Annotated in this window: 26 protein-coding genes; 10 read left to right on the top strand and 16 right to left on the bottom strand. The window is 73.4% G+C overall.

The genetic code is table 11. The annotated features are described in order from the left end of the window. The first annotated feature begins 5 nt into the window (after positions 1-5). On the top strand, positions 6-1499 hold the full coding sequence (locus IEW90_RS05295; RefSeq protein ID WP_188716773.1) for an aminopeptidase P family protein: 1494 nt from the start codon (positions 6-8) through the stop codon (positions 1497-1499). A 21-nt stretch (positions 1500-1520) separates the two neighbouring features. Here IEW90_RS05295 and IEW90_RS05290 read toward each other — a convergent pair whose 3' ends face one another. Then, positions 1521-2183 (bottom strand): LysE/ArgO family amino acid transporter, encoded by a 663-nt coding sequence (locus IEW90_RS05290; protein WP_188716770.1) that lies wholly within the window; start codon positions 2181-2183, stop codon positions 1521-1523. Positions 2184-2268: 85 nt separating this feature from the next. Between IEW90_RS05290 and IEW90_RS05285 the strand changes: the two genes are divergently transcribed. Next, positions 2269-3150 carry a LysR family transcriptional regulator ArgP gene (locus IEW90_RS05285; RefSeq protein ID WP_188716768.1) on the top strand — a complete coding sequence of 294 codons (882 nt, stop codon included), beginning with the start codon at positions 2269-2271 and terminating at the stop codon, positions 3148-3150. Here the strand turns inward: IEW90_RS05285 and IEW90_RS05280 are convergent. After that, entirely contained in the window at positions 3133-3729 is a 597-nt protein-coding gene (locus tag IEW90_RS05280) for a YflT domain-containing protein (protein WP_308421872.1), read from the bottom strand. The two genes, IEW90_RS05285 and IEW90_RS05280, sit on opposite strands and share 18 nt — an antisense overlap. Before the next feature lie 88 nt (positions 3730-3817). Between IEW90_RS05280 and IEW90_RS05275 the strand changes: the two genes are divergently transcribed. The 3 genes from IEW90_RS05275 to IEW90_RS05265 are packed head-to-tail and all read left to right on the top strand — an operon-like array spanning position 3818 to position 6640. Further along, positions 3818-5047 carry a magnesium transporter MgtE N-terminal domain-containing protein gene (locus IEW90_RS05275; protein WP_188716764.1) on the top strand — a complete coding sequence of 410 codons (1230 nt, stop codon included), beginning with the start codon at positions 3818-3820 and terminating at the stop codon, positions 5045-5047. Continuing rightward, on the top strand, positions 5040-5531 hold the full coding sequence (locus tag IEW90_RS05270) for a DUF1003 domain-containing protein (RefSeq protein WP_373284717.1): 492 nt from the start codon (positions 5040-5042) through the stop codon (positions 5529-5531). The genes IEW90_RS05275 and IEW90_RS05270 overlap by 8 nt, the downstream gene beginning before the upstream one ends. Beyond that, a complete protein-coding gene (locus IEW90_RS05265) occupies positions 5528-6640 on the top strand; it encodes an Mrp/NBP35 family ATP-binding protein (protein WP_229679494.1) in 1113 nt (370 codons plus the stop codon). The genes IEW90_RS05270 and IEW90_RS05265 overlap by 4 nt, the downstream gene beginning before the upstream one ends. A gap of 21 nt (positions 6641-6661) precedes the next feature. Here IEW90_RS05265 and IEW90_RS05260 read toward each other — a convergent pair whose 3' ends face one another. Next, positions 6662-7033 carry a twin-arginine translocase TatA/TatE family subunit gene (locus tag IEW90_RS05260; RefSeq protein WP_229679493.1) on the bottom strand — a complete coding sequence of 124 codons (372 nt, stop codon included), beginning with the start codon at positions 7031-7033 and terminating at the stop codon, positions 6662-6664. An 80-nt stretch (positions 7034-7113) separates the two neighbouring features. Here IEW90_RS05260 and IEW90_RS05255 point away from each other — a divergent pair, with 80 nt between their 5' ends. Further along, the gene (locus tag IEW90_RS05255; RefSeq protein WP_188716760.1) at positions 7114-7749 is read left to right on the top strand and encodes an O-methyltransferase; all 636 of its coding nucleotides are present in this window, start codon (positions 7114-7116) and stop codon (positions 7747-7749) included. A gap of 99 nt (positions 7750-7848) precedes the next feature. Here IEW90_RS05255 and IEW90_RS05250 read toward each other — a convergent pair whose 3' ends face one another. The 3 genes from IEW90_RS05250 to dapE form a co-directional block, all read right to left on the bottom strand. Further along, positions 7849-8022, bottom strand: coding sequence for a DUF3117 domain-containing protein (locus IEW90_RS05250; protein ID WP_188716758.1), 174 nt, complete (start codon positions 8020-8022; stop codon positions 7849-7851). Between the two features lie 93 nt (positions 8023-8115). Continuing rightward, positions 8116-9300 (bottom strand): putative hexosyltransferase, encoded by a 1185-nt coding sequence (locus IEW90_RS05245; protein ID WP_188716756.1) that lies wholly within the window; start codon positions 9298-9300, stop codon positions 8116-8118. Then, positions 9282-10364, bottom strand: coding sequence for a succinyl-diaminopimelate desuccinylase (dapE, locus tag IEW90_RS05240; RefSeq protein WP_188716754.1), 1083 nt, complete (start codon positions 10362-10364; stop codon positions 9282-9284). Before dapE ends, IEW90_RS05245 begins: the two co-directional genes overlap by 19 nt. A 23-nt stretch (positions 10365-10387) precedes the next feature. Here dapE and IEW90_RS05235 point away from each other — a divergent pair, with 23 nt between their 5' ends. The 3 genes from IEW90_RS05235 (at position 10388) to IEW90_RS05225 (ending at position 13723) form a co-directional block, all read left to right on the top strand. Continuing rightward, positions 10388-11305: a DapH/DapD/GlmU-related protein gene (locus tag IEW90_RS05235; protein WP_188716752.1), complete on the top strand. Its 918-nt coding sequence runs from the start codon at positions 10388-10390 to the stop codon at positions 11303-11305. 97 nt (positions 11306-11402) lie between these two features. After that, positions 11403-12164 carry an ABC transporter ATP-binding protein gene (locus tag IEW90_RS05230; protein ID WP_188716750.1) on the top strand — a complete coding sequence of 254 codons (762 nt, stop codon included), beginning with the start codon at positions 11403-11405 and terminating at the stop codon, positions 12162-12164. Then, a complete protein-coding gene (locus IEW90_RS05225) occupies positions 12146-13723 on the top strand; it encodes a hypothetical protein (RefSeq protein ID WP_188716747.1) in 1578 nt (525 codons plus the stop codon). The genes IEW90_RS05230 and IEW90_RS05225 overlap by 19 nt, the downstream gene beginning before the upstream one ends. Positions 13724-13737: 14 nt before the next feature. Here IEW90_RS05225 and IEW90_RS05220 read toward each other — a convergent pair whose 3' ends face one another. From IEW90_RS05220 to IEW90_RS05185, 8 genes are all read right to left on the bottom strand, one after another. Beyond that, complete coding sequence (locus IEW90_RS05220) at positions 13738-15192, bottom strand: NCS2 family permease (RefSeq protein WP_188716745.1); 1455 nt, start codon at positions 15190-15192, stop codon at positions 13738-13740. Between the two features lie 101 nt (positions 15193-15293). Then, the gene (locus IEW90_RS05215; RefSeq protein ID WP_229679492.1) at positions 15294-16586 is read right to left on the bottom strand and encodes a citrate synthase; all 1293 of its coding nucleotides are present in this window, start codon (positions 16584-16586) and stop codon (positions 15294-15296) included. A 61-nt stretch (positions 16587-16647) separates the two neighbouring features. After that, positions 16648-17739, bottom strand: a complete 1092-nt coding sequence (gene dapC / locus IEW90_RS05210) for a succinyldiaminopimelate transaminase (RefSeq protein ID WP_188716743.1) — start codon at positions 17737-17739, stop codon at positions 16648-16650. Then, the gene (gene fdxA / locus IEW90_RS05205) at positions 17739-18059 is read right to left on the bottom strand and encodes a ferredoxin (RefSeq protein WP_188716741.1); all 321 of its coding nucleotides are present in this window, start codon (positions 18057-18059) and stop codon (positions 17739-17741) included. The genes dapC and fdxA overlap by 1 nt, the downstream gene beginning before the upstream one ends. Next, the gene (locus IEW90_RS05200; RefSeq protein ID WP_188716739.1) at positions 18056-19159 is read right to left on the bottom strand and encodes a PIG-L family deacetylase; all 1104 of its coding nucleotides are present in this window, start codon (positions 19157-19159) and stop codon (positions 18056-18058) included. The genes fdxA and IEW90_RS05200 overlap by 4 nt, the downstream gene beginning before the upstream one ends. A gap of 139 nt (positions 19160-19298) precedes the next feature. After that, positions 19299-21203: a translational GTPase TypA gene (gene typA, locus IEW90_RS05195; protein WP_188716737.1), complete on the bottom strand. Its 1905-nt coding sequence runs from the start codon at positions 21201-21203 to the stop codon at positions 19299-19301. Positions 21204-21347: 144 nt separating this feature from the next. Continuing rightward, on the bottom strand, positions 21348-21692 hold the full coding sequence (locus IEW90_RS05190; protein WP_188716735.1) for a hypothetical protein: 345 nt from the start codon (positions 21690-21692) through the stop codon (positions 21348-21350). A 152-nt stretch (positions 21693-21844) separates the two neighbouring features. Continuing rightward, positions 21845-23719, bottom strand: a complete 1875-nt coding sequence (locus IEW90_RS05185; RefSeq protein WP_188716733.1) for an ABC transporter ATP-binding protein — start codon at positions 23717-23719, stop codon at positions 21845-21847. Positions 23720-23799: 80 nt separating this feature from the next. Here IEW90_RS05185 and IEW90_RS05180 point away from each other — a divergent pair, with 80 nt between their 5' ends. Continuing rightward, complete coding sequence (locus IEW90_RS05180; RefSeq protein WP_188716731.1) at positions 23800-24384, top strand: PH domain-containing protein; 585 nt, start codon at positions 23800-23802, stop codon at positions 24382-24384. A gap of 5 nt (positions 24385-24389) precedes the next feature. Here the strand turns inward: IEW90_RS05180 and IEW90_RS05175 are convergent, their stop codons facing one another. After that, positions 24390-25406 (bottom strand): ABC transporter permease, encoded by a 1017-nt coding sequence (locus IEW90_RS05175; protein WP_229679491.1) that lies wholly within the window; start codon positions 25404-25406, stop codon positions 24390-24392. Further along, a complete protein-coding gene (locus IEW90_RS05170) occupies positions 25403-26944 on the bottom strand; it encodes an ABC transporter permease (protein ID WP_188716730.1) in 1542 nt (513 codons plus the stop codon). Before IEW90_RS05170 ends, IEW90_RS05175 begins: the two co-directional genes overlap by 4 nt. Positions 26945-26955: the final 11 nt, after the last annotated feature.

The raw sequence follows: 26955 nt of genomic DNA, 5'->3' as shown, positions 1-26955 counted from the left end.
GCTCCATGAGCGACCAGGCGACGACGCAGGACACCGCACAGACCACCTCCAGGGCCGACGGGGCGCAGGACCGGCCCACGAACCGCTCGACGACGCCGACGTCGTCGGCCTTCACCGAGCACATTCAGGCGGGCTGGGCCGAGCGCGAGCAGCCGCTGCCCGCGGCCCGCGCCGCGGCGGCGCCCGCCGCCGCGCACCGCGCCGCGATCTCGGCGCTGCACCCGGGCGTGCGGCTCGTCGTGCCCGCGGGCGGGCTCAAGGTGCGCTCGAACGACACCGACTACCCGTTCCGCCCCCACCCCGACTTCACGTACCTGACCGGCTGGGGCTCCGACGCCGAGCCCGACTCGGTGCTCGTGCTCGAGCCAGTCGACGGCGGCGAGGGCCACGAAGCGGTGCTCTACTTCCGCGGCCCCGCCGGCCGCGGCACCACCGAGTTCTACGCCAACGCCGCGATCGGCGAGTTCTGGGTCGGTCCGCGTCCCTCGTTCGCGCACGTCGCCGCCGACCTCGGGCTCGCCGCGCGCGACCTCGCCGAGCTCGACGACGTGCTCGCCGACGGCGGCGACGCGCTCGTCGTCACGGGCGCCGACGCCTCGGTCGAGGCGGCGCTGCCCGCCGCGAACCCCGACGGCGACCTCCTCGCGCGCGACCTCTCGGAGCTGCGGCTCGTGAAGGACGCGTGGGAGGTCGCCGAGGTGCAGGCCGCGGTCGACGCCACCGCGCGCGGCTTCGACGACGTCATCGCCGACCTCGCCGAGGCGACCGCGCACGAGCGCGGCGAGCGCGTCGTCGAGGGCGCCTTCCACCGGCGCGCGCGGCTCGACGGCAACGCCGTCGGCTACGACACGATCGCCGCCTCCGGCCACCACGCCTGCTACCTGCACTGGACCCGCAACGACGGGCAGGTGCGCGAGGGCGACCTCATCCTGCTCGACGCGGGCGTCGAGGTCGACAGCCTCTACACGGCCGACATCACGCGCACCCTGCCCATCTCGGGCACGTTCACCGAGGTGCAGCGGAAGGTCTACGAGGCCGTCCGCGAGGCCGCCGACGCCGCGTTCGCGATCGTCCGCCCCGGCATCGTCTTCAAGGAGGTGCACGCCGCCGCGATGGAGGTCATCGCCAGGCGCACCGCCGAGTGGGGCCTGCTGCCGATCTCGGCCGAGGAGAGCCTCCAGCCCGACCAGCAGCTGCACCGCCGCTGGATGGTGCACGGCACGAGCCACCACCTCGGCCTCGACGTGCACGACTGCGCTGCGGCCCGCCGCGACTTCTACCACGACGGCATCGTGCGCGAGGGGATGGTGTTCACCATCGAGCCGGGCCTCTACTTCCAGGCCGACGACCTCACGGTGCCCGAGGAGCTGCGCGGCATCGGCGTGCGCATCGAGGACGACATCGTCGTCACCGCCGACGGCGCCCGCAACCTCTCCGGCGCGATCCCCCGCACGGCCGACGAGGTCGAGGCGTGGATGCGCGAGGTCCGCGCCCGCTGAGCCTCGCGCGCCGGGCGGGCGTCAGCCCGCGACGAGCGTGATCGCGATGACCACCATCACGGCGGCGATCGCGCCGTCGAGGATGCGCCACGCCCGCTCGGTGCGCAGCAGCGGGCCGAGGAAGCGCGCGCAGTAGCCGAAGACGACGAACCACACCGTGCTGCCGGCGATGCCGCCCGCGAGGAACCACCAGCGCTCGGCGCCGTGGGTCGCGGCGACGGAGCCCAGCACGACGGTCGTCTCGACGATCGCGTGCGGGTTGAGCCACGTGACGGCGAGGATCGTGCCGAGCGTCACGAGGCGGCTGCGGCGGGTGCGCGTGGCGACCGCGACGCCGCCCGCGCCCGCCGCGCCCGCGGCCTGCTCGTCGGCCGCGGCCTCGAGCGAGCCGCCGCCGCGCCAGGCGCGACGGGCGCTGAGGAACGCGTAGCCGAGGATGAAGAGCGCGCCCGCCCAGCGGGCCACGGTCTCGAGCCAGGGCTGCGAGGTGACGAGGGTCGCGACGCCCGCGACGCCGATCGCCTGCAGGATCGCGTCGCTCACGACGCAGACGAGCACGACGAGCCCGACGTGCTCGCGGCGGAGGCCCTGGCGCAGCACGACCGCGTTCTGCGCGCCGATCGACACGATGAGGCCGAGGCAGAGGCCGAGGCCCGAGAGCAGCGCGACGATGGAGGGGTTCATGCCGACGACGCTACGGGTGCATCGTCATGCAGACCAGCGAAGGATCCTTGTGGATCGTAAGCATCGCTTCATCTAGGCTCGCGTCGTGGACCTCCCCCTCGACCACCTGCGCACGCTCGCCGCGATCGTCGACGCCGGCACCCTCGACCGCGCCGCCGCGCGGCTGGGCGTCACGCCGAGCGCCGTGAGCCAGCGCCTGCGCGCCATCGAACAGCGGGTGGGCCGGGTCGTGCTGCAGCGCACGAAGCCCGTGCGGCCGACGGAGGCCGGCGAGGCGCTCGTGCGGCTCGCCCGGCAGCTGGCGCTCCTCGAGCACGACGCCCGCACCGCCCTCGGCGACGACGCGGCCGTGCCGCGCATCCCGCTCGCCGTGAACGCCGACTCCCTGATCACCTGGTTCCTGCCCGCGCTCGCCGACGTCGCCGCGCAGCGCGACGTCGTCTTCGACGTGCATCGCGAGGACCAGGAGCGCACGGCGCAGCTGCTCGAGGCTGGCACCGTCATGGGCGCGGTCACCGCGCAGCGCGAGCCCGTCTCCGGGTGCGTCGCGTCGCCGCTCGGCCGGATGCGCTACGTGCCGATCGCGTCGCGCGCCTTCGCCGACCGCTGGTTCGCCGACGGGCTCGGCCGTGCCGCGCTCGAGCGCGCCCCGATCGTCGACTTCGACGCCCACGACACGCTGCAGACGCAGTTCGCGCGCCGGCACGGGGCGCGCGAGGAGGCACCGCGGCACATCATCTCGGCCTCCGCGGAGTTCGCCGACGCCATCCGGATCGGCCTCGGCTGGGGCATGCTGCTGCCCGGCCAGTACGAGGAGGGCCTCGCCCACGGCTCGCTCGTGCTGCTCTCGGACGAGCACGTCGAGGTGCCGCTGTGGTGGCAGCGCTGGAACCTCGCGTCGCCCCTGCTCGACCTCGTCACCGGCGCCGTCGAGCGCGCGGCGCGGGAATCAGCGGCGGTCGTCTGAGACGGGCGGCGAGACGGGGCGCTCGCCCGCCGCGTGCTCGGGCGCCGATGCCGGTCCCGGCAGCTGCTCGACCATCGGCGGCGCCTCCTCGGCGGGAGCCGCGGGCGCGGCCTGCGCGCGCTGGCCGATGAGGTGCATGGCGCGGCCGGCGATCTCCTGCGGCGCGACCACGTCGTAGCGGCTCGCGAGCACCTGCTGCACCGACGCGAAGTCGCGCTTGCGGCGCACGAGCGAGTGCGAGACGACGCCCATGATGATGCCGAACGCGAGGCCCAGCAGCGGGAAGAGCAGGATCGAGGCGATGGCCTCGGGCACGAGCAGCATGTAGACGAGGCCGATGAACGCGCCGAAGCCGAGGCCGCGCATCGCGCCGGCGAGGGCCACCTTGCCCCAGGTGAGGCGGCCGACGACGCGCTCGACGAGCTTGAGGTCGTTGCCGACGATCGCGAGGCCCGCGATGTCGGCGTCCGACTTCGACAGCTTCCCCACGGCGGCCTGCGCCTGCTCGTAGGAGTCGAACGTGGCCACGACCACGCCCCGCGGCATCGTCTGGTCGCCGCGGCCCGCCTGCTGGAACATGCTCACCCCTTCATCGTCCCACGGCGCTCCCGCGCGGCGCCGCCCGGTTCGCTCCTGGCGTGAAGGCGTCGGCGGTAGGTTGGGATGCATGAGCGCAGCCACGGTCTTCGTCGCGCGCCTCGCGGGCGCCGGGGTGTTCGACCCCGCCGGCGAGCGGATCGGCAAGGTCCGCGACGTCGTCGCCGTCCCGCGCGCCGACGCCTCCCCCCGCGTCGTCGGGCTCGTCGTCGAGTCGCGCGCCTCGGGCCGCGTCTTCCTCTCGATCGGCCGCGTCACCTCCATCGGCGGCGGCCAGCTCATCGCCTCGGCCGTGAGCGACCGCCGCTTCCGCCAGCGCGGCGGCGAGCGGCTGCTGCTCGCCGAGGTGCTCGGCCGCGGCGTGACGCTGCGCGACGGCACCGCGGCGACGCTCGAGGACCTCTCCATCTCAGAGCGCGGCCCCGGCGAGTGGGAGGTCGACGAGCTCTTCCTCCGCAAGCCGAAGACGGGCCCGTTCGGCAAGGGCCCCACGACCCTCGCGCACTGGGGCGACGTGCAGCACGAGCCCGGCGCCGAGCAGGGCACCGAGCACCTGCTGGCCTCGCTCGACGACCTCGCGGCGGCCGACGCCGCCTCCGCCCTCCTCGACCTGCCGCAGCAGCGCATGATGGAGGTCGCCGAGGACCTGCCCGACGAGCGCCTCGCCGACATCCTCGAGGAGATGAGCGAGGACCGGCAGATCGAGATCCTCGACTCGCTCGAGGACGACCGCGCCGCCGACGTGCTCGACCAGATGGAGCCGGACGACGCCGCCGACCTCATCGCGCAGCTCCCCGCGGAGCGCGGCGAGACGCTGCTCGCCCTCATGGACCCCGAGGAGGCGGAGGACGTGCGCATGCTGCTCGCGTTCGGCGCCGACACCGCGGGCGGCCTCATGACGACCGAGCCGATCATCCTCGCCTCCGACGCCACCGTCGCCGAGGCGCTCGCGATGGTGCGCCGGCACGAGTTCGCGCCCGCGCTCGCCGCGGCCGTCTGCGTCACCCTGCCGCCGTACGAGGCGCCCACCGGGCGCTTCCTCGGCATGGTGCACTTCCAGCGGCTGCTCCGCTACCCGCCGAACGAGCGGCTCGGCACGCTGCTCGACGAGCAGATCGAGCCCGTGCTCGTGAGCGACACCGCCGCCGAGGTCACGCGCCGGATGGCGTCGTACAACCTCGTCTCGGTGCCCGTCGTCGACCCCGCGCGCCGCCTCGTGGGCATCGTGACGATCGACGACGTGCTCGACCACGTCCTCCCCGCCGACTGGCGCGCGCAGGAGGAGGCGAAGCGTGGCTGAGCGCGAGGACGGCTTCTCGCGCCCCAAGGCGCGCCGCCGCCTGCGCCTGCCCGAGTCCAAGGACCGCTTCGGCCGCTTCACCGAGGCCTTCGCCCGAGGGATGGGCACGCCCGCCTTCCTCATCGGGATGACGATCTTCTGCGGGTTCTGGCTCACCTACAACTCGCTCGTGCCGCCCGAGGCGCAGTTCGACCCGCAGTCGCAGGGCTTCCCGCTGCTCACGCTCGTGCTGAGCCTCCAGGCCTCGTACGCCGCGCCGCTGCTGCTGCTCGCGCAGAACCGCCAGGACGACCGCGACCGCGTGCAGATCGAGCAGGACCGGCTGCGCGCCGAGCGCAACCTCAACGACACCGAGTACCTCGCGCGCGAGGTCGTGGCGCTGCGCATGGCGATGCGCGACATGGCGACGCGCGAGTTCATCCGCGCCGAGCTGAGGTCCTTCGTCGACGACCTCGACGAGCGCCGCGCGCGCGACGACGCGTGATCGACGCCTCAGATCCCCGCCCGGCCGGCATCGATCCGGCGCTCGCCGCGGCGCTCGGCACCGTCGTCGACCCCGAGATCCGGCGCCCCCTCGTCGAGCTCGACATGATCCCCTCCGCGACCCTCGACGGCGGCGTCGCGCGCATCCGCCTCGAGCTGACGGTCGCCGCGTGCCCTGCCGCCGACCGCATCCAGGACGACGTGCGGCTGGCCGCCGGCGCCGTGCCCGGGGTCGAGGCGGTCGAGGTCGAGGTCGGGGTGATGGATCCGGCCGCGCGCCAGGCGCTCGTCGAGCGGCTGCGGGGCTCCCGCCCGCAGCAGTTCGGGCCCGGCACCCTCACCCGCATCGTCGCGGTCGCGAGCGGCAAGGGCGGCGTCGGCAAGTCGACCGTCACCGCGAACCTCGCCGTGGCGCTCGCCGCGCGCGGCCTCTCGGTCGGCGTCATCGACGCCGACGTGCACGGCTACTCGATCCCGGCACTGCTCGGCACCGACGCGCGACCGACGCGCGTGGGCGACATGATGATGCCGCCCGAGGCGCACGGCGTGCGGCTCGTGTCGATCGGGATGTTCGTCGAGGGCAACCGCTCGGTGTCGTGGCGCGGGCCGATGCTGCACCGCACCCTGCAGCAGTTCCTCGCCGACGTGTGGTGGGGCGACCTCGACGTGCTGCTCATCGACATGCCGCCCGGCACGGGCGACGTCGCGATCTCGCTCGGGCAGCTGCTCCCCCACGCCGAGGTGCTCGTCGTGACGACGCCGCAGCGGGCGGCCGCCGACGTCGCCGAGCGCGCCGCGGAGGTCGCGGACCAGACCGGCCAGACCGTGCTCGGCGTGGTCGAGAACATGGCCGGGCTAGCACAGCCCGACGGCACGGTGCTCGAGCTCTTCGGCGCGGGCGGCGGCGAGGAGGCCGCGCGCCGCCTCGGGGTGCCGCTGCTCGCGCGCATCCCGCTCTCGGTGGCCCTCCGCGAGGGCGGCGACGCCGGTGCGCCCGTCGTGTCGGGCGAGCCGACGGATCCCGCCGCCGTCGCGATCGCAGGCCTCGCGGCGTCGCTGCGCGGCTCGCGGCCCATCGCCGGCCGCAGCCTGCCGATCAGCCTCGCCTAGCCGCGCAGGTCGTTGCGCCGATCAGGTGGCCTCGTCGTCGAAGCGCATCGGGCCGTCGTGCCGCTTCGGCAGCGACGAGACGGTCGCGACCGAGGACGCGGCGGCCGCGGCCGCGAAGTCGGGCTTCGGCGCCGGGTCGTCCTGCAGCGCCTGCATCACGATGCGGCGCGGGTCGTACTGCCGCGGGTCGAGCTTGCGCCAGTCGACCTCGTCGAACTCCGGGCCCATCTCCTCGCGCATGCGGTCCTTCGCGCCCGTCGCCATGTCGCGCAGGCCCCGCACGAGCGCCCCCAGCTTCTCCGCGAGCGCGGGCAGGCGCTCCGGGCCCAGGAGCAGCGCGGCGAGCACTGCGATGAGCAGGAGCTTGTCGAGGGTGATGCCGGCGAAGGACACGCCTCCAGGGTAGTCGAGGCGCGCGGCGAGCCGCGGCGGGAGCGGAGGGGCGCGTCGGTACGCTCGAGGCCGGAGGAACCGTGACCACATCGCTCATCGCCAAGTACCTGGACGAGCTCGCCGCCGAGGACGAGGTCCTCACCGGCGCGCGCGACGCCTCCCACGAGCTCGGCATCGCCGCCGTCGCACCCTCGGTGGGCGCGCAGCTGGCCGCGATCGCCGCCGCCACGCAGGCGCAGGCGATCCTCGAGGTCGGCACCGGCGCCGGGGTCAGCGGCCTCTGGCTGCTGCGCGGCGCCCCGCAGGCCACGCTCACGTCGATCGACACCGAGCTCGACCACCAGCAGCACGCGCGCGCCGCGTTCGCGAAGGCGGGCATCCCCGTCACCCGCGCCCGGCTCATCACGGGCCGCGCCCGCGACGTGCTCCCGCGCATGAACGAGGGCAGCTACGACGTCGTCCTCATCGACGCCGACCCCGCGGGCGTCCTCGAGTACGTCGAGCACGCGCTCTCGCTCGTGCGCGTCGGCGGCTCGGTGCTCGTGGCGCACGCGCTGCTCGGCGGCCGCGTCGCCGACCCCGCCCAGCGCGACGACGCCGTCGGCGACCTCCGCGACCTGCTCCGCGCGCTCTCCGCGAGCGACGCCGTCCAGGCCGCCGTCTCGCCCGTCGGCGACGGCCTCCTGCAGATCGTCCGCAGGCCCGACCCGGCCTGATCCCGCCCGACGCTGCCCGGCGCACGCCGGGCACGAGCGAGGGGGTCGATCCATCTGGATCGACCCCCTCGCTGCGACCGGTCGGGTCGGGCTCGAGCGTCAGGCGCTGACGACGACCCCGCCGAGCGCCTTGTGCAGCGCCGCCGCCTCCTCGTCGTTGACGGAGACGACGAGGCGTCCGCCGCCCTCAAGCGGGACGCGCACGACGATCAGGCGACCCTCCTTGACCGCCTCGAGCGGCCCATCCCCGGTGCGTGGTTTCATGGCGGCCATGCGGCTCCCCCTTCGGATCAGAGTGTCGCCATTATCTCATGTCCCGCTGATAGGTGGGGCCTCGACGGCGCGCCGCGCCGGGGAGGATGCCGGTCAGGGCACCGTCCAGTCTGGCGCGTTCACGTGCCAGCAGAACCAGATCCACACCGGCTGCAGCACGATCGAGGCACCCAGCACGGCGGCCCTCGCCCAGGCGGGCCGGAGGGCCGCGACGATGACGGCCGCGGGGAAGATCGGCATGAGGAGCCGCCAGGTCGACGACTGCGGGAACCAGACCGCCGCGAGGTAGACGAGGTAGGCGATCGTCCACAGCCGCGCCTCGAGCGCGACGTCCCGCGCCCACGGCCCGACGAGCAGCGCGACCGCCGCCGCGACGATGCCGGCGAGCCACAGCGGCCACCAGGGGCCGAACCACCACTCGAGCCCGATCGCCCACGGCGTGAACGGCACGAGCTCCTGGCGCCCGATGTAGGCGGACCGCCACGAGAGCTCGGTCTCGAGGTACGTGTCGAGGCTGCCGGTGACGACCGTGCAGGCGAGCAGCCAGGCGAAGCCCCACAGCGCGCTCCACAGCCCCAGCCGCACGAGCCCCAGCCGCTCGGCCGCGTCGAAGCCGTCGCGCTCGCGCCACCAGCGCCACAGGAACCACAGCCCGAGCGCGAGCGCGAGCGCGAGGCCGCCCGGCCGCGTGAGCGACATGACGGGGATGAGCACCCACAGCCACTCGAAGCGGCGCAGCCGCCAGGCGAGCAGGACCGCGGCGAGCAGCAGCAGGAACAGCGGCTCCGCGTAGCCGAGCTGCAGCACGGGCGCCGTGGGCGAGAGCAGCACGATCGCGAGCGCGAACCGCTCGCGGCCGGGCGCGATCTCCTGGAAGAGTCGGTAGGCGACGACGGCGAACGCCGCGGAGGTGGCGAGCGAGACGAGCAGCGCCGCCCCCTCCCACGGCAGCCCCGTGAGCATGAGGGCGCGCGCGAGCAGCGGGTACACGGGCATGAACGCCCACGCGTTCTCGTCGACGTGCCCGTCGTCGTCGAGCGGCGGCTCGCTCGGGTAGCCGGACTGGGAGACGATGAAGTACCAGTGGGAATCCCACATCGTCGAGTAGTCGAGGAGGTCGGGCGCCGCCGGCGTCCAGCTGTTCGTCTCCTGCCTGCCGGCGAAGGCGACGAGGAACGCCGTCGAGACGAGGCGCGAGACGATCCAGAGCGCGAGCGGCCACAGCCACCAGCGCTCCGCCGCGGGGGCGGGGCGGCGGGTCAGCTCCCGGAGAGCCACGTGCGCAGGCTCGCCTCGGCCGCCTCGATCTGCGCGACGGGCACCGACTCGTCGTCGGCGTGCGCCTTCGAGGGGTCGCCTGGCCCGAAGTTCACGGCCGGGATGCCGAGGCCCCAGAATCGGGCGACGTCGGTCCAGCCGTACTTCGGCTGCGGCACGAGGCCCACGGCGTCGATGAACTCCTTCGCGAGCGGCGCGTCGAGGCCGGGCCGCGCGCCGGGCGCCGCGTCGACGACCCGCACGTCGAAGCCCTCGAAGAGCTCGGTGACGTGGGCGATCGCCTCGTCGAGCGTGCGGGAGGGCGCGAAGCGGTAGTTGACGTGCACGACGCACTCGTCGGGGATGACGTTCGTCGCGACGCCGCCGGAGATCAGCACCGCGTTGAGGCCCTCGCGGTAGTCGAGCCCCTCGACGGCGATCGTCCGGGGCCGGTACGCCTGCAGCACGCCGAGCACCTGCGCCGCGTCGTGGATGGCGTTGTGGCCCACCCACGCGCGGGCCGAGTGGGCGCGCACGCCCCGCGTGCGCACCTCGAAGCGGATCGTGCCGTTGCAGCCGCCCTCGATCGCGCCGTTCGACGGCTCGCCGAGGATGGCGAAGTCGCCGGCCATGAGGTCGGGGCGCTCCTCGGCGAGGCGGCGGAGGCCGTTCTGCTCCTCCCCCACCTCCTCGTGGTCGTACCAGATCCAGGTGAGGTCGACGACGGGCTCGGCGAGCTCGGCGGCGAGCTTCAGCTGCACCGCGACGCCCGCCTTCATGTCGACCGTGCCGCGGCCCCAGATGTGCGCCTCGCCGTCGACGTCGAGGTTGCGCGTGGGCACGTTGCCGTTGATCGGCACGGTGTCGATGTGGCCCGCGAGCACGACGCGGCGGTCGCGGCCGAGCTGCGTGCGCGCGACGACGGTGTCGCCGATGCGGTCGACGGCCAGGTGCGGCAGCGCCCGCACGGCCGCCTCGATCGCGTCGGCGAGCGGCGCCTCGTTGCCCGAGACGGAGTCGATGTCGCACAGCGCGCGGGTGAGGTCGGGGCTGCTCGCGGCGAGGTCGAGGGCGGGGGTGGCCATGGCCCCCAGCCTAGACTCGGAGCATGGCTCGCCCCGCACACGGACATGCGCTCGTCACCGTCTTCGAGGGCCGGGTGCTCGACGCCTGGTTCCCCGCGCCGGCGCTCGGGGAGGCCGCCGGCGACGCGGCCGTCATCGGCGGCGGCGACCTCGACGGGCTCGCGGGCCCCGTGCCCGAGCGGGGCGTCGAGCTCGAGCACCGCCACGTGGCGATCGACCTGGATGCGGCGCCCGCCTCGACCGAGGACGCGTACCTGCGCCTGCACCTGCTCAGCCACCGCCTCGTGCGGCCGAACGAGCTGAGCCTCGACGGCGTCTTCGGCCTGCTGCCGATCGTCGCGTGGACGAACGGCGGCGCCGTCGACCCCGACTGGGCCACCGCGCACCGCGCGCGGCTGCAGCGCGCGGGCCTGCAGGTGCAGCTCGTCGACCGCTTCCCGCGCATGACCGACTTCGTCGTGCCCGACGGCGTCCGCATCGGCGACGCCTCGCGCGTGCGGCTCGGCGCGCACCTCGCGCCCGGCACCGTCGTCATGCACGAGGGCTTCGTGAACTTCAACGCCGGCACGCTCGGCACGTCGATGGTGGAGGGCCGCATCTCGGCGGGCGTCGTCGTGGGCGACGGCTCCGACATCGGCGGCGGCGCCTCGATCATGGGCACGCTGTCGGGCGGCGGCACCCAGCGCGTGCGGGTCGGCGAGCGGGTGCTGCTCGGCGCGAACGCGGGCCTCGGCATCTCGCTCGGGGACGACTGCGTGGTCGAGGCGGGGCTCTACGTCACGGCCGGCACGAAGGTGCAGCTGCCGGACGGCACGGCCGTCAAGGCCGTGGAGCTCTCGGGTAGCTCGGCCCTGCTCTTCCGCCGCAACTCGCTCACGGGCGCCGTCGAGGCGATCGCGCGCGACGGCCGCGGCGTCGAGCTCAACGCGATCCTCCACTAGGGGCGCCCGCCGCGATGCCGGCCGGCGCCGTCATCCTCCGGTCGGATTCCGCCCCTCGACGGAGGCGCTCGCAGGTGCGCTCGGCGAGGATGGACGCATGTCCGACACCGTCCTGGCCCTGCGCGGCCTCACCAAGCGATTCGGCCCGAAGGCGGCCGTCGACGGCCTGAGCCTCGACGTCCCCGCCGGCAGCATGCTGGGCCTCCTCGGCCCCAACGGCGCCGGCAAGACGACGACGCTGTCGATGGCGACGGGCCTCCTGCGTCCCGACGCCGGCTCCGCGTGGGTGCTCGGCGCCGACGTGTGGGCGGATCCGGCGGCGGCGAAGGCGCGCATGGGCGTGCTGCCCGACGGCGTGCGGATGTTCGACCGGCTCTCGGGCTCGGAGCTGCTCCGCTACACGGGGCTGCTCCGCGGCATGCCGGAGCCGCTCGTGCGCGAGCGCGCGGGCGAGCTGCTCGAGGCGCTCGGACTCGCCGGCGCCGGCTCGACGCTCGTCGTCGACTACTCGGCGGGCATGCGCAAGAAGATCGGCCTCGCCTGCGCGCTCATCCACGCCCCGCGCCTGCTCGTGCTCGACGAGCCCTTCGAGGCCGTCGACCCGGTCTCGGGCGAGACGATCCGCCAGATCCTCCGCGGCTTCGTCGGCAGCGGCGGCACGGTCGTGCTCTCGAGCCACGTCATGGAGCTCGTCGAGTCGCTCTGCGACCGCGTCGCGGTCATCGCCGAGGGCCGCCTGCTCGCCGACGGCGCCCTCGACGAGGTGCGGGCGGGCTCGAGCCTGCAGGAGCGCTTCCTCGCGCTCGTCGGCACGCACGCGCTCGGGGAGGGATCGCTGTCGTGGCTGCGCTCGTCGTAGGCCTGCGCCTGCGGCAGCTCGGCCGCACGCTCACGCGCAGCCCCTGGGCGATCGTGACGCTCGTGCTCACCGGCATCGGCGCGCTCTCGGTGCTCGGGATGCTCGGCGCCGGCATCGCGACGCTGCGGATCGGGGTGCCCGGGCTCGCGCCCGACGCGCTCGTGCTGCTCGCCGCCGCGCTCGTGCTCGGCTGGGCCGTCGGATCGACGCTCGTCGCGGGCGAGGACGGGCTCGCGCCCGAGCTCTTCGCGCTGCTGCCCGTGCGCCCGGCGCGGCTGCTGCCGGCCGTGCTGCTCGCGGGCGCGCTCGGCATCGGCGGCGTCGCGACGCTGCTCGCCCTCGGGCTCGGCCTCGTCGGCTGGAGCGTCGATGGCGGGGCGCTGGTCGCCGCCGCGCTCACGACGCCGCTCGTGCTCGTCACGTGCGTGCTCGCCGGCCGCGCGGTCGCCGGCGTGCTCGGCCGCCAGCTCGCGCGCCGCAGCACGCGCGACCTGCTGCTCGTGCTCGCCACCCTCCTCATCATCGGCTCCGGCCTGCTGCTGCAGGCGGCCGTCGCCGCGCTCAGCGCGCTCGGCAGCCCCGCCGAGGCGATCGGCGCCGCCGCCGAGGTGGCCGCCTGGACGCCGCTCGGCGCGGCCTGGGGCGTCGCGCACGCCGTCGCCGAGGGCCGGCCGCTCGTGGCCGTTGCGCAGCTGGCGATCGCGCTCGCGACCGCCGCGGTGCTGTGGTGGGCGTGGGCGCGCTCGTTCTCGGCGCGGCTCACGGCACCGGTCGTCGCGAGCGGCGGCGGCGCGGTGCGCACGGGCACCCTCATCGACCGGTTGCTCCCCGCGACCCCGGTCGGCGCGATCGCCGCGCGCGGCATCCGCTACCGCCTCCGCGACCCGCGCCACATCGTCAACGTCGTGGGCTGCGCCCTGCTGCCGCTCATCGTGCTCGGCGCGGGCCTCGCGGGCGGCGGCGGCGCGAGCGCCGCGCTCGCGTTCGCGCCCCTGCTCGCGATCCTCGTGGTGACCACGATGGTGCAGCTCGACACCGCCTACGACAAGGACGCGGTGGCGCTGCACGTGCTCACCGGCGTCCGCGGCACCCACGACCGCGCGGGCCGCCTGCTCGCGATCGGCGCCGTCGCCGTGCCGCTGCTGCTCGTCGCGTGCGTCGTCTGCGCGCTCGTCGCCGGCCGGCCGGAGCTGCTGCCCGGAACGATCGGCGCCACGCTCGGCGTCTCGATGGTGGTCGCCGGCATCGGCACCGCCATCTCCCCCTGGCTGCCGGGCCAGGCGCCCGGCCCCGAGTCGAGCCCGTTCGGGCGCGGCTCCTCGGGCGGCGGGCAGGCCCTGCTCGGCCTGCTCGTCATGGGCGCTGGCGGCGCCGTGCTCGGCGGCCCGGTGATCGCGGCGGCCGTCGGCGCGCTGTGGCTGCCGTGGCTCGGCTGGCTCGGCCTCGCGGCCGGGCTCGTGCTCGGCGGCCTCGCCGTCTGGGGCGGCGTCGTCGTCGGCGGTCGCCAGGTCGATCGGCGCTGGCCGGAGCTCCTCGCCGCGGTCTCGCGCGAGGACTGACCGGCCCCGCTCGCCTAGGCGAGCAGCGCCTCGATCGGGCCGCGCGCGAAGAACACCACGAACAGCGCCGCGACGATCCACAGCAGCGGCGAGACCTGCTTCGCGCGCCCCGAGACGGAGTTCACGAGCACCCAGGCGATGAAGCCGACGCCGATGCCGTTCGCGATGTTGTACGTCAGCGGCATGACGACGATCGTGAGGAACGCCGGCAGCGCCACCCGGAAGTCCGAGAAGTCGATGTCGGCGATCTGCGCCATCATGAGCGCGCCGACCACGACGAGCGTCGCCGCGGCGACCTCGAGCGGCACGACCGAGGTGAGCGGGGTCAGGAACATCGCCGCGAGGAACAGCAGGCCCGTCACGACCGAGGCGAGGCCCGTGCGGGCGCCGTCGCCGATGCCCGCGGCGGAGTCGATGAAGACCGTGTTCGACGAGGCGCTCGCGCCGCCGCCCGCGACGGCGCCGACGCCCTCGACGACGAGCGCGCGCTTCAGGCCAGGGAACTGGCCGTCGGGGGTCGCGATGCCCGCCTGGCGGGCGAGGCCCGTCATCGAGCCGATCGCGTCGAAGAAGTTCATGAACACGAGCGTGAAGATGAACATCGTCGTCGCGAGCAGGCCGATCCGCTCGAACGAGCCGGTGAGCGAGACCTGGCCCATGAGCGAGAGGTCGGGCAGCGAGAAGACCGAGGTGGGCAGCGCGGGCGGGTTGAGGTTCCACGCGTTCGGGTCCTGCCCGAGCGACGGGCCGACGCGGAAGATCGCCTCGAGCACGATGGCGATGATCGTGGTGCCGACGATGCCGATGAGCAGCGCGCCCTTGACGCGGCGCGCGAGCAGGATGCCCATGAGCGCGAGCCCGATGAGGAAGACGACGGTCGGCAGCGACGTGATCGAGCCGCCCTCGCCGAGCTGCACGGGCGGCGAGGCGTTGCCCGTGGTGCGCACGAAGCCCGCGTCGACGAAGCCGATGAACGCGATGAACAGGCCGATGCCGACCGTGATGGCGCTCTTCAGCGGCGCCGGGACGGCGTCGAAGATCATGCGCCGCAGGCCCGTGAGGCCGAGCACGACGATGATGATGCCGTTGATGACGACGAGGCCCATCGCCTCCGGCCAGGTGATCTCGCCGATGAGGCCGAACGCCAGGAACGAGTTGATCCCGAGGCCCGCCGCGAGCCCGAACGGCACGTTCGCGATGAGGCCCATGAGCAGCGTCATGACGCCGCCGACGAGCGCCGTGACCGCCGCCACCTGGTGGTTGGGCAGCCAGCCGCCCTCGACGTCGACGGCCGCCTGGTCGGCCGAGAAGCCGCCGATGATGAGCGGGTTCAGCACGATGATGTACGCCATCGCGAAGAAGGTGACGAGGCCGCCGCGGACCTCCTGCGACACGGACGATCCGCGCTCGGAGATCTTGAAGAAGCGGTCGAGGGTGCCGCGGGCGCGCGACTGCGCGGTGCTGGTCATGGGATGTCCTCCGGTGGACGGGATGGATCCGATGGGGCGCCGCGCGGGCGGCGTGTGCGCCGCGCGCGGCGGCGTGCGGGCGCGCCGTGAGGCGCGCCGGGTCAGATGTGGCGCTCGGTGGGGCCGACGTACAGCTGCTGGGGGCGGCCGATCTTCGTCTGCGGGTCGAGCATCATCTCGCGCCAGTGCGCGATCCAGCCGGGCAGGCGGCCGATCGCGAACAGGACGGTGAACATCCGCTCGGGGAAGCCCATCGCCTTGTAGATGACGCCGGTGTAGAAGTCGACGTTCGGGTAGAGCTTGCGCTCCTTGAAGTAGTCGTCCTCGAGGGCGACCTGCTCGAGCTCCTTGGCGATGTCGAGCAGCGGGTCGCGCACGCCGAGCGCCTCGAGCACCTCGTCGGCGGAGGTCTTCACGAGCTTCGCGCGCGGGTCGTAGTTCTTGTACACGCGGTGCCCGAAGCCCATGAGCTTCACGCCCTGCTCCTTGGCCTTCACGCGCTCGACGAAGCGCTGCACGCCCTCGCCGGAGTCGCGGATGCTGCGGAGCATCGTGAGCACGGCCTCGTTGGCGCCGCCGTGCAGCGGGCCCGAGAGCGCGTGGATGCCGGCCGAGACCGAGGCGAAGAGGTTGGCCTCGGTCGAGCCGACGAGCCGGACGGTCGAGGTCGACGCGTTCTGCTCGTGGTCGGCGTGGAGGATGAGGAGCCGCTCGAGCGCCCGCACCATCGTCGGGTTCTGGATGTACTCCTCGGCCTGGATGCCGAAGTTCAGCTTGAGGTAGTTCTCGACGAACGAGAGCGAGTTGTCGGGGTAGAGGAAGGCCTGCCCGATCGACTTCTTGTGCGCGTAGGCGGCGATGACCGGCATCTTCGCGAGCAGGCGGATGGTCTGCTTGTCGACCTTGTCGGGGTCGCGCGGGTCGTGGTCATCCTCGTAGTAGGTCGAGAGTGCGCTGACGGCGCTCGAGAGGGCGCTCATCGGGTGCGCGTCGCGCGGCAGGGCGTCGAAGAAGCGGCGCAGGTCCTCGTGCAGGAGCGTGTGACGGCGGATGCTCTGGTCGAACGCGGCGAGCCCGTCCTCTGTCGGCAGCTCGCCGTGGATGAGCAGGTGCGCGACGTCGAGGAACGTCTTCTGCTCGGCGAGCTCCTCGATCGGGTAGCCGCGGTAGCGCAGGATGCCCTCGTCGCCGTCGATGTAGGTGATCGCGCTGCGGGTGCTCGAGGTGTTCACGAAGCCGTAGTCGAGGGTCGTGAGGCCGGTCTCGCGCGTCAGCTTCGACACGTCGATCGCGGAGCGGCCGTCGGCCGCCTCCAGCACCTGCAGCTCGGACCGGCCGCCGGGGTGCTCGAGGGTCACGATGCGGGCAGGGGCCTGGGTGTCCTCGGTCGTCACCAGGACAGCCTACCGACGCGCGAGGGGGTCGGCCGACACGCCCATGCCACGGCTCGGCCGGTCAGGCGGTGAGGCGCGCCGCGGCCCGGGCGATGTCTGCGTCGGAGGCGGTGAGCGCCACCCGGATGCGGCGCGGGTCGCCGTAGAAGGAGCCGGGCGCGACGAGGATGCCGAGGCCCGCGAGGTCGTCGACCTGCGCCATGGCGTCGCGGCCGTCGGTCGCCCACAGGTAGAGGCCCGCGTCGGAGGCGACGTCCAGGCCGCGCTCGCGCAGCGCCGGCAGCAGCTGCGCGCGGCGGGCGCGGTAGCGCTCGCGCTGCTCGGCCACGTGGGCGTCGTCGCCGAGCGCGACGGCGAGCGCGTGCTGCACGGGGCTCGGCGCCATGAGGCCGAGGTGCTTGCGCACGCCGAGCACCTGCTGCACGACGGTGCGGCAGCCCGCGACGAAGGCGGCGCGGTAGCCGGCGAGGTTCGACTGCTTCGAGAGCGAGTAGACGGCGACGAGCCCGGAGCGGTCGCCGTCGGTGACGCGCGGGTCGAGGACCGAGGGCGCCTCCTCCACCTCCCACGGCAGGAGCGCGTAGCACTCGTCGCTCGCGACGACGATCCCCCGCTCCCGGGCGGCGGCGACGATGCGGCGCAGGGCCGCGATGCCGAGCACCTCGCCCGTGGGGTTCGACGGCGAGTTCACCCACACCAGCCTCGTGCCCTCGGGCCAGGCGTCGGGGTCGTCGGCGCGCACGGGCGTCGCGCCGGCCATGCGGGCGCCGATGTCGTAGGTCGGGTACGCGACGCTCGGGTGCACCACGACGTCGCCGGGCCCGAGGCCCAGCTGCAGCGGCAGGCCGGCCACGAGCTCCTTCGAGCCGACCGTGACGAGCACGTGGTCGTCGGTGAGGCCGGGCACGCCGCGCACGCGCTCGAACCACTCGACGATCGCGCGCCGGACCTCCGGCGTGCCGTGGTTCGTCGGGTAGCCGTGGGCGTCGGTCGCCTCGCGCAGCGCCTGCTGCAGCAGGGCGGGCGTCGGGTCGACGGGCGAGCCGACGCTGAGGTCGACGAGGCCGTCGGGGTGGGATGCGGCGCGCGCCTTCGCGGCGGCGAGCGTGTCCCAGGGGAACTCGGGCAGCGCGAGGCGGCCTGCGGCCGCCATCACTCGCCCTGCGGCGGCAGCGCGGCGACGATCGGGTGGTCGTGCTTGATGACGCCGACCTTGGCGGCGCCGCCGGGCGAGCCGATCTCGTCGAAGAAGTGCACGTTGGCCTCGTAGTACTCGGCCCACTCCTCCGGCGTGTCGTCCTCGTAGAAGATCGCCTCGACGGGACACACCGGCTCGCAGGCGCCGCAGTCGACGCACTCGTCCGGGTGGATGTAGAGCATCCGCTCGCCCTCGTAGATGCAGTCGACGGGGCACTCGTCGACGCAGGCGCGGTCCTTGACGTCGACGCACGGGAGCGCGATCACGTAGGTCATGGCCTATCCCCTTCCCTGCCGGTCGTCGTCCCACCGTCCGCAGCCATCCTAATCCGCCGCATGGATGCGGCGTCCGGCCACGCCAGCGCCACGAGCGACACGAGCGTCGGCACGAGCGTCCACAGCCAGCCCGCGAGGTTCGCCGGGACGAGGGCGCGCTCGGTGCCGAAGGCGCCGCGGCCGAGCGGGTCGATCGCGACGAGCGCGACCACGCCGACGAGGCCGAGGACGGCGCCGATCGTGAGCGCGCGGGAGCCCGTCGCGGCGCGGATGCCGCCGATGAGGCCGACCGCGGCGAGCAGCGAGAGCGCGAGGCCCCACGGCAGCTGCTGGTGGGAGAACGTGCCGATGACGCCGACCACGGCGCCCGCGAGCCCCGCGCCGATGCGGAGCGTCCAGCGGGCCGGGCGGGCGGGCCGCGGCTCGATGAGCCGGTAGTGCTCGACCTCGGCGAGCCGCTGCGTCTGCCCGCCGACGTGCAGCACCTCGTCGCCGCGCACCTCGAGCTGCGAGCGGTGGGCGGCGAGCGCCGCGAGCACGCGCTCGCGCACGGGCTCGAGCGGGAAGGCGACGTCGGCGCGGGCGCGGGTGCGCACGTAGAGCGGCAGGTCGTAGCGGCGGGCGACGAGCACGGAGGCGCGGTGCACGGCGACGTGGTCGGGGTGCCCGTAGCCGCCGTCGGCGTCGTAGGTGACGATCGCGGTCGGGTCGACCTCCTCGACGATCACGCCGAGCGCGTCGGCGAGGTCGTCGACGTCGGCCTTCGCCATGGCGGTCTCGGGCGAGTCGGGCGCGGCGCCGGCGGTGCCGTCGGCGAGCCACTGCATGCCGGAGTCGACGAAGCCGTGCACGCGGCGGCCGCGGGCGCCGAGCGCGCGCAGCGCCTGGTCGAGCTCGGCGCGGCGCACCTCGCCGACGCCGACCTCGTCGACGTCGGTCTGCCGCTCGGGCCGCACCTCGCCGCGCTCCCCCAGCGTGCACGTGACGACGACGGCGTCGCCGCCGTCGGCGGCGACCGCGGCGATCGCGGCGCCGGTCGAGAGCGTCTCGTCGTCGGGGTGGGCGTGCACGAAGAGCACGCGCTCGAGCCGATGGTCCATCGCCCACCATCCTCCCACTCTCCACGCCCCGTCCCTGCACGCGCGCCCCGCCCGCGCCCGGAGACGACGATGGACCCGATCCTGCGCCGTGGACCCGCAGTTGCGGGTCCCGGACGCAGGAACGGGTCCAGGAGTCGGGTCAGCCCTGCTTCTTCAGGCGCGACGCCTCACGGGCGCGCGTCGTCTGGTCGAGGTTGACCTTGCGGATGCGCACGGCCGTCGGCGTGACCTCGACGCACTCGTCGTCGCGCGCCCACTCGAGGCACTCCTCGAGCGAGAGCAGCTTCGGGGGCGTCAGGCGCTCGAGCTCCTCACCGGTCGACGACCGGATGTTGTTGAGCTTCTTCTCCTTGGTGATGTTGACGTCCATGTCGTCGGCGCGCGAGTTCTCGCCCACGACCATGCCCTCGTAGACGTCGTCGCCAGGCTTGATGAAGAACACGCCGCGCTCCTGGAGCGCCATGATCGCGTTCGGCGTCGCCGCGCCCTGGCGGTCGGCCACGAGCGCGCCGTTGTTGCGCGTCACGATCGCTCCGGCCCACGGCTGCCAGCCGTGCGCGATCGCGTTCGCGATGCCGGTGCCGCGCGTGATCGTCATGAACTCGGTGCGGAAGCCGATGAGGCCGCGCGAGGGGACGACGAACTCCATGCGCACCCAGCCGGTGCCGTGGTTCGTCATCCCGTCCATGATGCCCTTGCGGCCCGCGAGCAGCTGCGTCACGGCACCGAGGTGCTCCTCGGGCACGTCGATCGTCAGGTGCTCGAACGGCTCGTGCAGCGTGCCGTCGATGCGGCGCGTGACGACCTGCGGCTTGCCGACCGTGAGCTCGAAGCCCTCGCGGCGCATCTGCTCGACGAGGATGGCGAGCGCGAGCTCGCCGCGGCCCTGCACCTCCCACGCGTCAGGACGGCCCACGTCCACGACGCGGAGCGACACGTTGCCGATGAGCTCGCGGTCGAGGCGGTCCTTCACCATGCGGGCCGTGAGCTTCGAGCCCTTGACCTTGCCGGCGAGCGGCGACGTGTTCGTGCCGATCGTCATCGAGATCGCCGGCTCGTCGACCGTGATGGCCGGCAGCGGCCGCACGTCGTCGGGGTCGGCGAGCGTCTCGCCGATGGTGATGTCGGCGATGCCGGCGACGGCGACGATGTCGCCGGGGCCCGCGCTCTCGGCGGGGACGCGGTCGAGCGCCTTCGTCTCGAGCAGCTCGGTGATGCGGACGTTCTGCACCTCGCCGTCGTGGCGCACCCAGGCGACCGTCTGGCCCTTCTTCAGCGTGCCCGCCTTGACGCGCAGCAGCGCGAGGCGGCCGAGGAACGGCGACGCGTCGAGGTTCGTGACGTGCGCCTGGAGCGGCGCGTCGTCCTCGTATGACGGGGCGGGGATGTGCTCGAGGATCGCACCGAAGAGCGGCTCGAGGTCGTCGCTGTCGGGCAGCGAGCCGTCCTCGGGACGCGTCGTCGAGGCGCGGCCGGCCTTGCCCGAGGCGTACACGACGGGCACGTCGAGCACCGCGTCGAGGTCGAGGTCGGGCACGTCGTCGGCGAGGTCCGACGCGAGGCCGAGGAGCAGGTCCTGGCTCTCGCCCACGACGGCGTCGATGCGCGCGTCGTGGCGGTCGGTCTTGTTGACGAGCAGGATCACGGGCAGCTTCGCCTCGAGCGCCTTGCGGAGCACGAAGCGCGTCTGCGGCAGCGGACCCTCCGAGGCGTCGACGAGCAGCACGACGCCGTCGACCATCGAGAGGCCGCGCTCGACCTCGCCGCCGAAGTCCGCGTGGCCGGGGGTGTCGATGACGTTGATCGTCACCGGGCCCTCCGTCGCGTGCGCGCCGGTGTAGCGGATCGCCGTGTTCTTGGCGAGGATCGTGATGCCCTTCTCGCGCTCCAGCTCGTTGGAGTCCATGGCGCGCTCGTCGTGCGTGTCATGGGCGCCGAAGGAGCCGGTCTGGGTGAGCATCGCGTCGACGAGCGTCGTCTTGCCGTGGTCGACGTGGGCGACGATCGCCACGTTGCGGAGGTCGGATCGCTGTGCGATCGGCATGGCGGGGCCTTCCAAGGAGGTGGGAGATGCGGCGAGGGCCGCGCGGCCCATCCTAGCGGCGCTCGGACACCGCGCCGTCGCCCGCGCACGCGAAGGGCCGCGCACCTCGACGGTGCGCGGCCGCGTCCGAAGACCAGGAGCGCGTCAGACCGCCCGGATGCAGCGCACGCCGGTCACCCGGATGTCGCCGGCGCCGTGCGCGGCCATCCAGTAGTTCGAGGCTGCAGCGGTGTGACGGAAGGTTCCGGCGGATCGGAACGAGTAGAGGTAGTTGCGCGCTCCGGTGTACGCGGTCGTGCCTCCGTACAGCCCGATGTCCACGATCCCCAGCCAGTTCGCTCCCACTTGGAAGGTGACCTGGGGCAGCGACCCCGGCGAGCACACGAACCGACGGACGGGGATGGTGCCGGCATGGGCGGGCGTCGCGACGCCGAAGACCATCGCCGCTGCTGCGAGGACGACGAGCGCTGCACTGCGAAGGGACTTCATGGTGCTTCCTTCCGTCGGGATGGTGGGCCCATCCTTCGCTGGAACCGAGCAAGGGCCCAAGGAATCCTCAATAGCGCTGCGCTTCGATCGCGGTGCCGGTCCGCGCACGCGAAGGGCCGCGCACCTCGACGGTGCGCGGCCCCGGGCGTCGGTCAGACGCCCCGCTGCTCGTCGATCGCGTGGTCGCTCTGACGCGCGTCGGCGATCGCCTTCGGGTCGCCGACCACGGGCACCTCGCCCTCGTCGGACTCCTGTGCCGTCCGCGCGAGCACCTCGTGCCGCAGCTCGCGCCGGGCGCGCTGCTTGTCGGGGTCGGGGACGGGGATCGCCGCGATGAGGCGCTGCGTGTACGGCTCCTTCGGCGCGCGCAGGATCGCGTCGCGCGAGCCCTGCTCGACGATCTTGCCGTGGTGCATCACCGCGATGCGGTCGGACATGATGTCGACGACCGCGAGGTCGTGGCTGATGAACAGGCACGCGAAGCCGTGCTCGCGCTGCAGGCCCTGGAGCAGCTCGAGCACCGTCGCCTGCACGGAGACGTCGAGCGCGCTCGTCGGCTCGTCGGCGACGAGCAGGTCGGGCTGCATCGAGAGCGCGCGAGCGATGCCGACGCGCTGCTTCTGACCGCCCGAGAGCTCGTGCGGGTAGCGGTTGCGGTAGGCGCGCGGTAGGCGCACGGAGTCGAGGAGCTCCTCGACCCGGCGCTCGAGGTCGCGGCCGCGCGCGACCTTCGCAAGCAGCATCGGCTCGCCGATCGACTCGCCGATCGGCAGGCGGGGGTTCAGCGACGACGACGGGTCCTGGAAGACGATGCCGACCTTGCGGTTGAGGCTGCGGGCGATCTTGCGGTCGATCGACGAGATGTCGATGCCCGCCACCTCCAGGCGGCCCTCGGCGATCGGCTGCAGGCCGATCGCCGCGCGACCGATCGTCGACTTGCCGGAGCCCGACTCGCCCACGAGGCCGAGCACCTCGCCGCGCCGGATCTCGAGCGAGACGCCGTCGACGGCGCGGAACGCGCCGAGCTTGCCCTTGCGGCCGTACTCGATCGCGACGTCGTCGAGCACGAGCACGGGCGCCCCGGATGCGGCCTCGGCCTTGCGCGCGGCCTCCGCGGCCGCACGCTCGTTCGCCTCGATCCGGCGCGCGAGCTCTTCGTCGTCGACGCGCTCGTGCACGCTGAGCGCCAGCGACGCCGTGAGGTCGATCTCGGAGCCGTCGCCCTCGCCGAGGCGCGGCACGGACGCGAGGAGCATCTGCGTGTAGGGCTGGGTCGGCGCGGCGAAGATCTCGCGCACCGGGCCCTGCTCGACGATGCGGCCCTGCTCCATCACGACGACCCAGTCGGCGAGGTCGGCGACGACGCCCATGTCGTGGGTGATGAGCAGCACGGCCGAGCCGAGCCGGTCCTTCAGGTCGCGCATCAGCTCGAGGATCTCGGCCTGCACCGTCACGTCGAGCGCCGTCGTCGGCTCGTCGGCGATGAGCAGCTCGGGATCGAGCGCGAGCGCCATGGCGATCATCGCGCGCTGCCGCTGGCCGCCCGAGAGCTGGTGCGGGTACGACTTGAACGCCTTCTCGGGGTCGGGGAGCTCCACCAGCCGCAGCATCTCGAGCGCGCGCTCGGCGGCCGCGGACGGCGACAACGATCGGTGGATGCCGAGCGCCTCGACGATCTGGAACCCCACCGTCAGCACGGGGTTCAGCGCGGTCATCGGCTCCTGGAAGATCGCCGAGACCCGGTTGCCCCGCACCTCGCGCATCTGCGCGCCCGAGAGCGACGTGAGCTCGTCGCCCGCGAGCTTGATCGAGCCCTGCACCCGTGCCGTCTTCGGCAGCAGGTCGAGGATGGCCATCGACGAGACGCTCTTGCCCGAGCCCGACTCGCCCACCACGGCGACGACCTCGCCCTTGCCGATGCGGTACGAGACCTGCTTGGCGGCCGGCGTCCAGTAGCCCTCGACCGCGAAGTCGACGTCGAGGTCCGTGATCTCGAGCACCGGCTCGAGGGTGTCGTGCGAAGTCATGCCGCCTCCTGGAGCGGGGTGTCGGATGCGTCGCGCGCCGTGGCGCCTGCGACGATGACCTGGTGTCGAACGAAGCTCCCGTGACCGTCCACTCCCGCGTGAACCGGGGCCTCGCCATCTCGTGCTGGGTGCTGACCGCGGCGCTGGGCGCGTCGATCGCGCTGAGCTCGGAGTCGCGCGGCGCCGTGGCCGCCCTGATCCTCGTCGCCTGGCTGGCCTACGCCATCCACATGCTGCTGTGGGCGCCGTCCATGCGCGTCGGCGGCGAGGGCGTGCAGGTGCGCAACCCCTTCCGCAGCGTCGACGTGCCCTGGGAGGCGCTCATCCACGTGAGCACGAAGCTCTCGCTGACGCTCCACACCCCCGGCCGTCGCTGGCCGGTCTGGTGCGCCCCGCAGGCCGGCGCGCTCCTCGCGCGCCGCGCGGCCCGGCGCCAGCGCGACGACCGCGACCCCGAGAGCCCGCTCGACGTCGGCGTGCCGGTCGGCGACCTGCGCGGCACCGAATCGGGCGACGCCGCGGCGCTCGTGCGCGAGCGCTGGGCCGCGCACGGCACCGACGGCGATGCTGAGGCCGCGACCGTGACCGTCGCGGTGCGCTGGCCGCGCATCGGGCTCCTGGTGCTGGGTCCGCTGCTCGCGTCGGTCGTGCCGCTGCTCGTCTGAGCGCATCACGACTTCTGCTCCGCCGGCACCGCCGGCAGTGCCTCGGCCTGCGGCATCTCCTTCGTGCGACGACGGGAGAACCGGCGCTGACGCGGGTCGAACGCGTCGCGCAGGCCGTCGCCCACGAAGTTGATGAGCAGCGCCGGGATCACGATGAACGCGGCCGGGAACCAGAACAGCCACGGACGCGTCGCGAACGCCGACTGGTTCTGCGAGACGAGCAGGCCGAGCGACGACTCGGGGGCGCGGATGCCGTAGCCGAGGAAGCTCAGGCCCGTCTCGAGCAGGATCGCGGCCGCGGCGATGAGCGACGCGGCCACGATGACCACGCCCACCGCGTTCGGCAGGATGTGCTTGAAGATGATGCGCATGTCGCTCGCGCCGGCCACGCGGGCAGCCTCCACGAACTCGCGCTCGCGCAGCGACAGGAACTCCGCGCGCACCAGTCGCGCGATGCCCATCCAGGCCACGAGCCCGAGGGTGATCGCGAGCCACTGCACGCCGAGGCCGCCGGTCATGCGGCCCACGACCGCGCCGATGACGATCGCCGGGATCACGATGAACACGTCGGTGATGCGCATGAGGACCGCGTCGACCCAGCCGCGGTAGTAGCCGGCGATCGCGCCGACGACGGTGCCGAGGACGGTCGCGACGCCCGCGAGCAGGACGATGACGAGGAACGAGTTCTGGACGCCCCGCATGGTCTGCGCGAAGTAGTCCACGCCGATGCGGTTCTGCCCGAACGGGTGCTCGCCGAGCATGATGCCGGCGCCGCCGAGCCACTCGGGGATGAGCGACAGGGTGGGGCGCCCGCCCTCTGCGGGCGGGAGCGGCGTCACGTAGTCGTGCTTCCACCAGCCGGGGATCGGGCCGAGCCCGATGGCGCTGACGGAGAACACGAACAGCAGCAGCAGCAGCGCGAGCGACACCATGGCGATGCCGTTGCGCGAGAAGCGCTTGAGGATCAGCCGTCCCTGGCTCTCCCCGGCGCGCTGGTCGTCGGTGGGTGCGGTCGTCGTCACTTGACCCTCACTCTCGGGTCGAGGAGCGCGTAGCTCAGGTCTGCGATGAAGTTGAACAGGATCGCCGTCACCGCGATGACGAGGAAGTACCCCATGATCGGGTTGAGGTCGACGCGGTCGAGGGAGACCGCGAAGAGCGAGCCCATGCCGCTGATCGCGAAGACGCGCTCGGTGATGATGGCACCGCCGAGGAGGGCGCCGATGTCGGCGGCGACGATCGTGGTGATCGGGATGAGCATGTTGCGGAACGCGTGGCGCATGACGACCGTGCGCTCCGACAGGCCCTTCGCGCGCGCCGTGCGGATGTAGTCCTGGTTGAGCACCTCGAGGAGGCCGGCGCGCGCGTACCGCGTGTAGCCGGCGAACGAGATGAGCGTCAGCGCGATCGTCGGCAGCAGGAAGTGGGTGAACGTGTCGAGGCCCATGACCCACATGTCGCCCGTGAGCCCCACGGTCTGCTCGCCGACCGTCGCGATCGGGCGGTTGTTGATGCGCGGGCTCGCGATGTACGTCGACCACGCCTGCAGGTAGCGGTCGGCGACGACGAGCAGGCCCGAGACGATGCCCGTGATCATCGCGACCCGGATGACCTGGCTGCGGTCGTTGCCGCCCAGCACCCATCCGACCGCGAACGACACGACGGCCGTCGCGAGGCCGAGGATCGCGATCGTCCAGATCGTCGAGATGTCGAACAGGCCCTGCAGCGCGAAGTACGCCGCGTACGCGATCGCGCCGGTGATGCCCGCCGCGAGCAGCGCCCGACGGTTGCCGAGCCCGGTGACCAGCACGACGGCGACGAACGCGACGCCGGCGATGAGGATGAGCAGGCCCACCGGTCCGAGCCCGGGGCTCTGGAACCAGTTGGTCGCGTCCATGTACAGCAGCACGCCGAGCGTCGCCGCGGCGGAGACGCCGAAGGTGATGAGGCGGTTCTTCATCGAACCGGCCACGATCGCCTGCAGGAAGAAGGCCACGACGAGGGTGATGACGATCGTCGGCACGAGGCCGAAGCTCGAGTCCGCTCCCGACAGCCAGTTGTTGAAGTCGATCGCGATGAACTCCTTGAGGAGCACGGCGGCGAGGAACGACGGCAGCGAGTAGAGGAAGAAGCTGAAGAACGTCATGCCGAGGTCGAACGCCGAGTACTGGCGCAGGGCCGACACGATGCCGGTGATGACGCCGAGGAGGATCGCGAGGATCGTCGACGCGGCGACGAGCCTCACCGTCGAGGCCACGGCGCCCGGCAGCAGGGCGGTCACGGGGGTGAAGTTCAGGTTCACGCCGAGGTCGCACGACGCGAAGGGCACGAGGCAGCCCGCGGCGCCTGCGGCCCACTGGAACCAGCGCAGCGGCGGCGGCACGTCGAGCGAGAGTCGCTCGGTGCGCTGGCCGATGAGCTGCTGGGCGTTGGGGGCGTTCGACGCGAGGAGGTCCTGCAGCGGGTTGCCCGAGTTCGCCGTCAGCACGTACATGATGAACGACGCGACCACGAGGGTCAGGATCGAGGCGATGATTCGCCTCACGACAAAGCTGAGCACGGGTCTGTGCG

It is taken from the genome of Agrococcus terreus (assembly GCF_014645235.1).
In the GTDB taxonomy this organism is placed as follows: domain Bacteria; phylum Actinomycetota; class Actinomycetes; order Actinomycetales; family Microbacteriaceae; genus Agrococcus; species Agrococcus terreus.
Note: the sequence above shows the minus strand (reverse complement) of the source record. Positions and strands in the feature narration are given on the sequence as shown.

Bases quoted from the DNA above. Each gene is read 5' to 3' on its own strand.
- IEW90_RS05250 (WP_188716758.1), bottom strand. From the start codon at position 8,022: ATGGCCGCCATGAAACCACGCACCGGGGATGGGCCGCTCGAGGCGGTC.
- IEW90_RS05200 (WP_188716739.1), bottom strand. From the start codon at position 19,159: ATGGACCATCGGCTCGAGCGCGTGCTCTTCGTGCACGCCCACCCCGAC.
- fdxA (WP_188716741.1), bottom strand. From the start codon at position 18,059: ATGACCTACGTGATCGCGCTCCCGTGCGTCGACGTCAAGGACCGCGCC.
- IEW90_RS05295 (WP_188716773.1), top strand. From the start codon at position 6: ATGAGCGACCAGGCGACGACGCAGGACACCGCACAGACCACCTCCAGG.
- IEW90_RS05190 (WP_188716735.1), bottom strand. From the start codon at position 21,692: ATGAAGTCCCTTCGCAGTGCAGCGCTCGTCGTCCTCGCAGCAGCGGCG.
- IEW90_RS05290 (WP_188716770.1), bottom strand. From the start codon at position 2,183: ATGAACCCCTCCATCGTCGCGCTGCTCTCGGGCCTCGGCCTCTGCCTC.
- IEW90_RS05275 (WP_188716764.1), top strand. From the start codon at position 3,818: ATGAGCGCAGCCACGGTCTTCGTCGCGCGCCTCGCGGGCGCCGGGGTG.
- IEW90_RS05280 (WP_308421872.1), bottom strand. From the start codon at position 3,729: ATGTTCCAGCAGGCGGGCCGCGGCGACCAGACGATGCCGCGGGGCGTG.
- IEW90_RS05220 (WP_188716745.1), bottom strand. From the start codon at position 15,192: ATGACCAGCACCGCGCAGTCGCGCGCCCGCGGCACCCTCGACCGCTTC.
- IEW90_RS05230 (WP_188716750.1), top strand. From the start codon at position 11,403: ATGTCCGACACCGTCCTGGCCCTGCGCGGCCTCACCAAGCGATTCGGC.
- IEW90_RS05235 (WP_188716752.1), top strand. From the start codon at position 10,388: ATGGCTCGCCCCGCACACGGACATGCGCTCGTCACCGTCTTCGAGGGC.
- IEW90_RS05185 (WP_188716733.1), bottom strand. From the start codon at position 23,719: ATGACTTCGCACGACACCCTCGAGCCGGTGCTCGAGATCACGGACCTC.
- dapC (WP_188716743.1), bottom strand. From the start codon at position 17,739: ATGGCGGCCGCAGGCCGCCTCGCGCTGCCCGAGTTCCCCTGGGACACG.
- dapE (WP_188716754.1), bottom strand. From the start codon at position 10,364: ATGGCCACCCCCGCCCTCGACCTCGCCGCGAGCAGCCCCGACCTCACC.
- typA (WP_188716737.1), bottom strand. From the start codon at position 21,203: ATGCCGATCGCACAGCGATCCGACCTCCGCAACGTGGCGATCGTCGCC.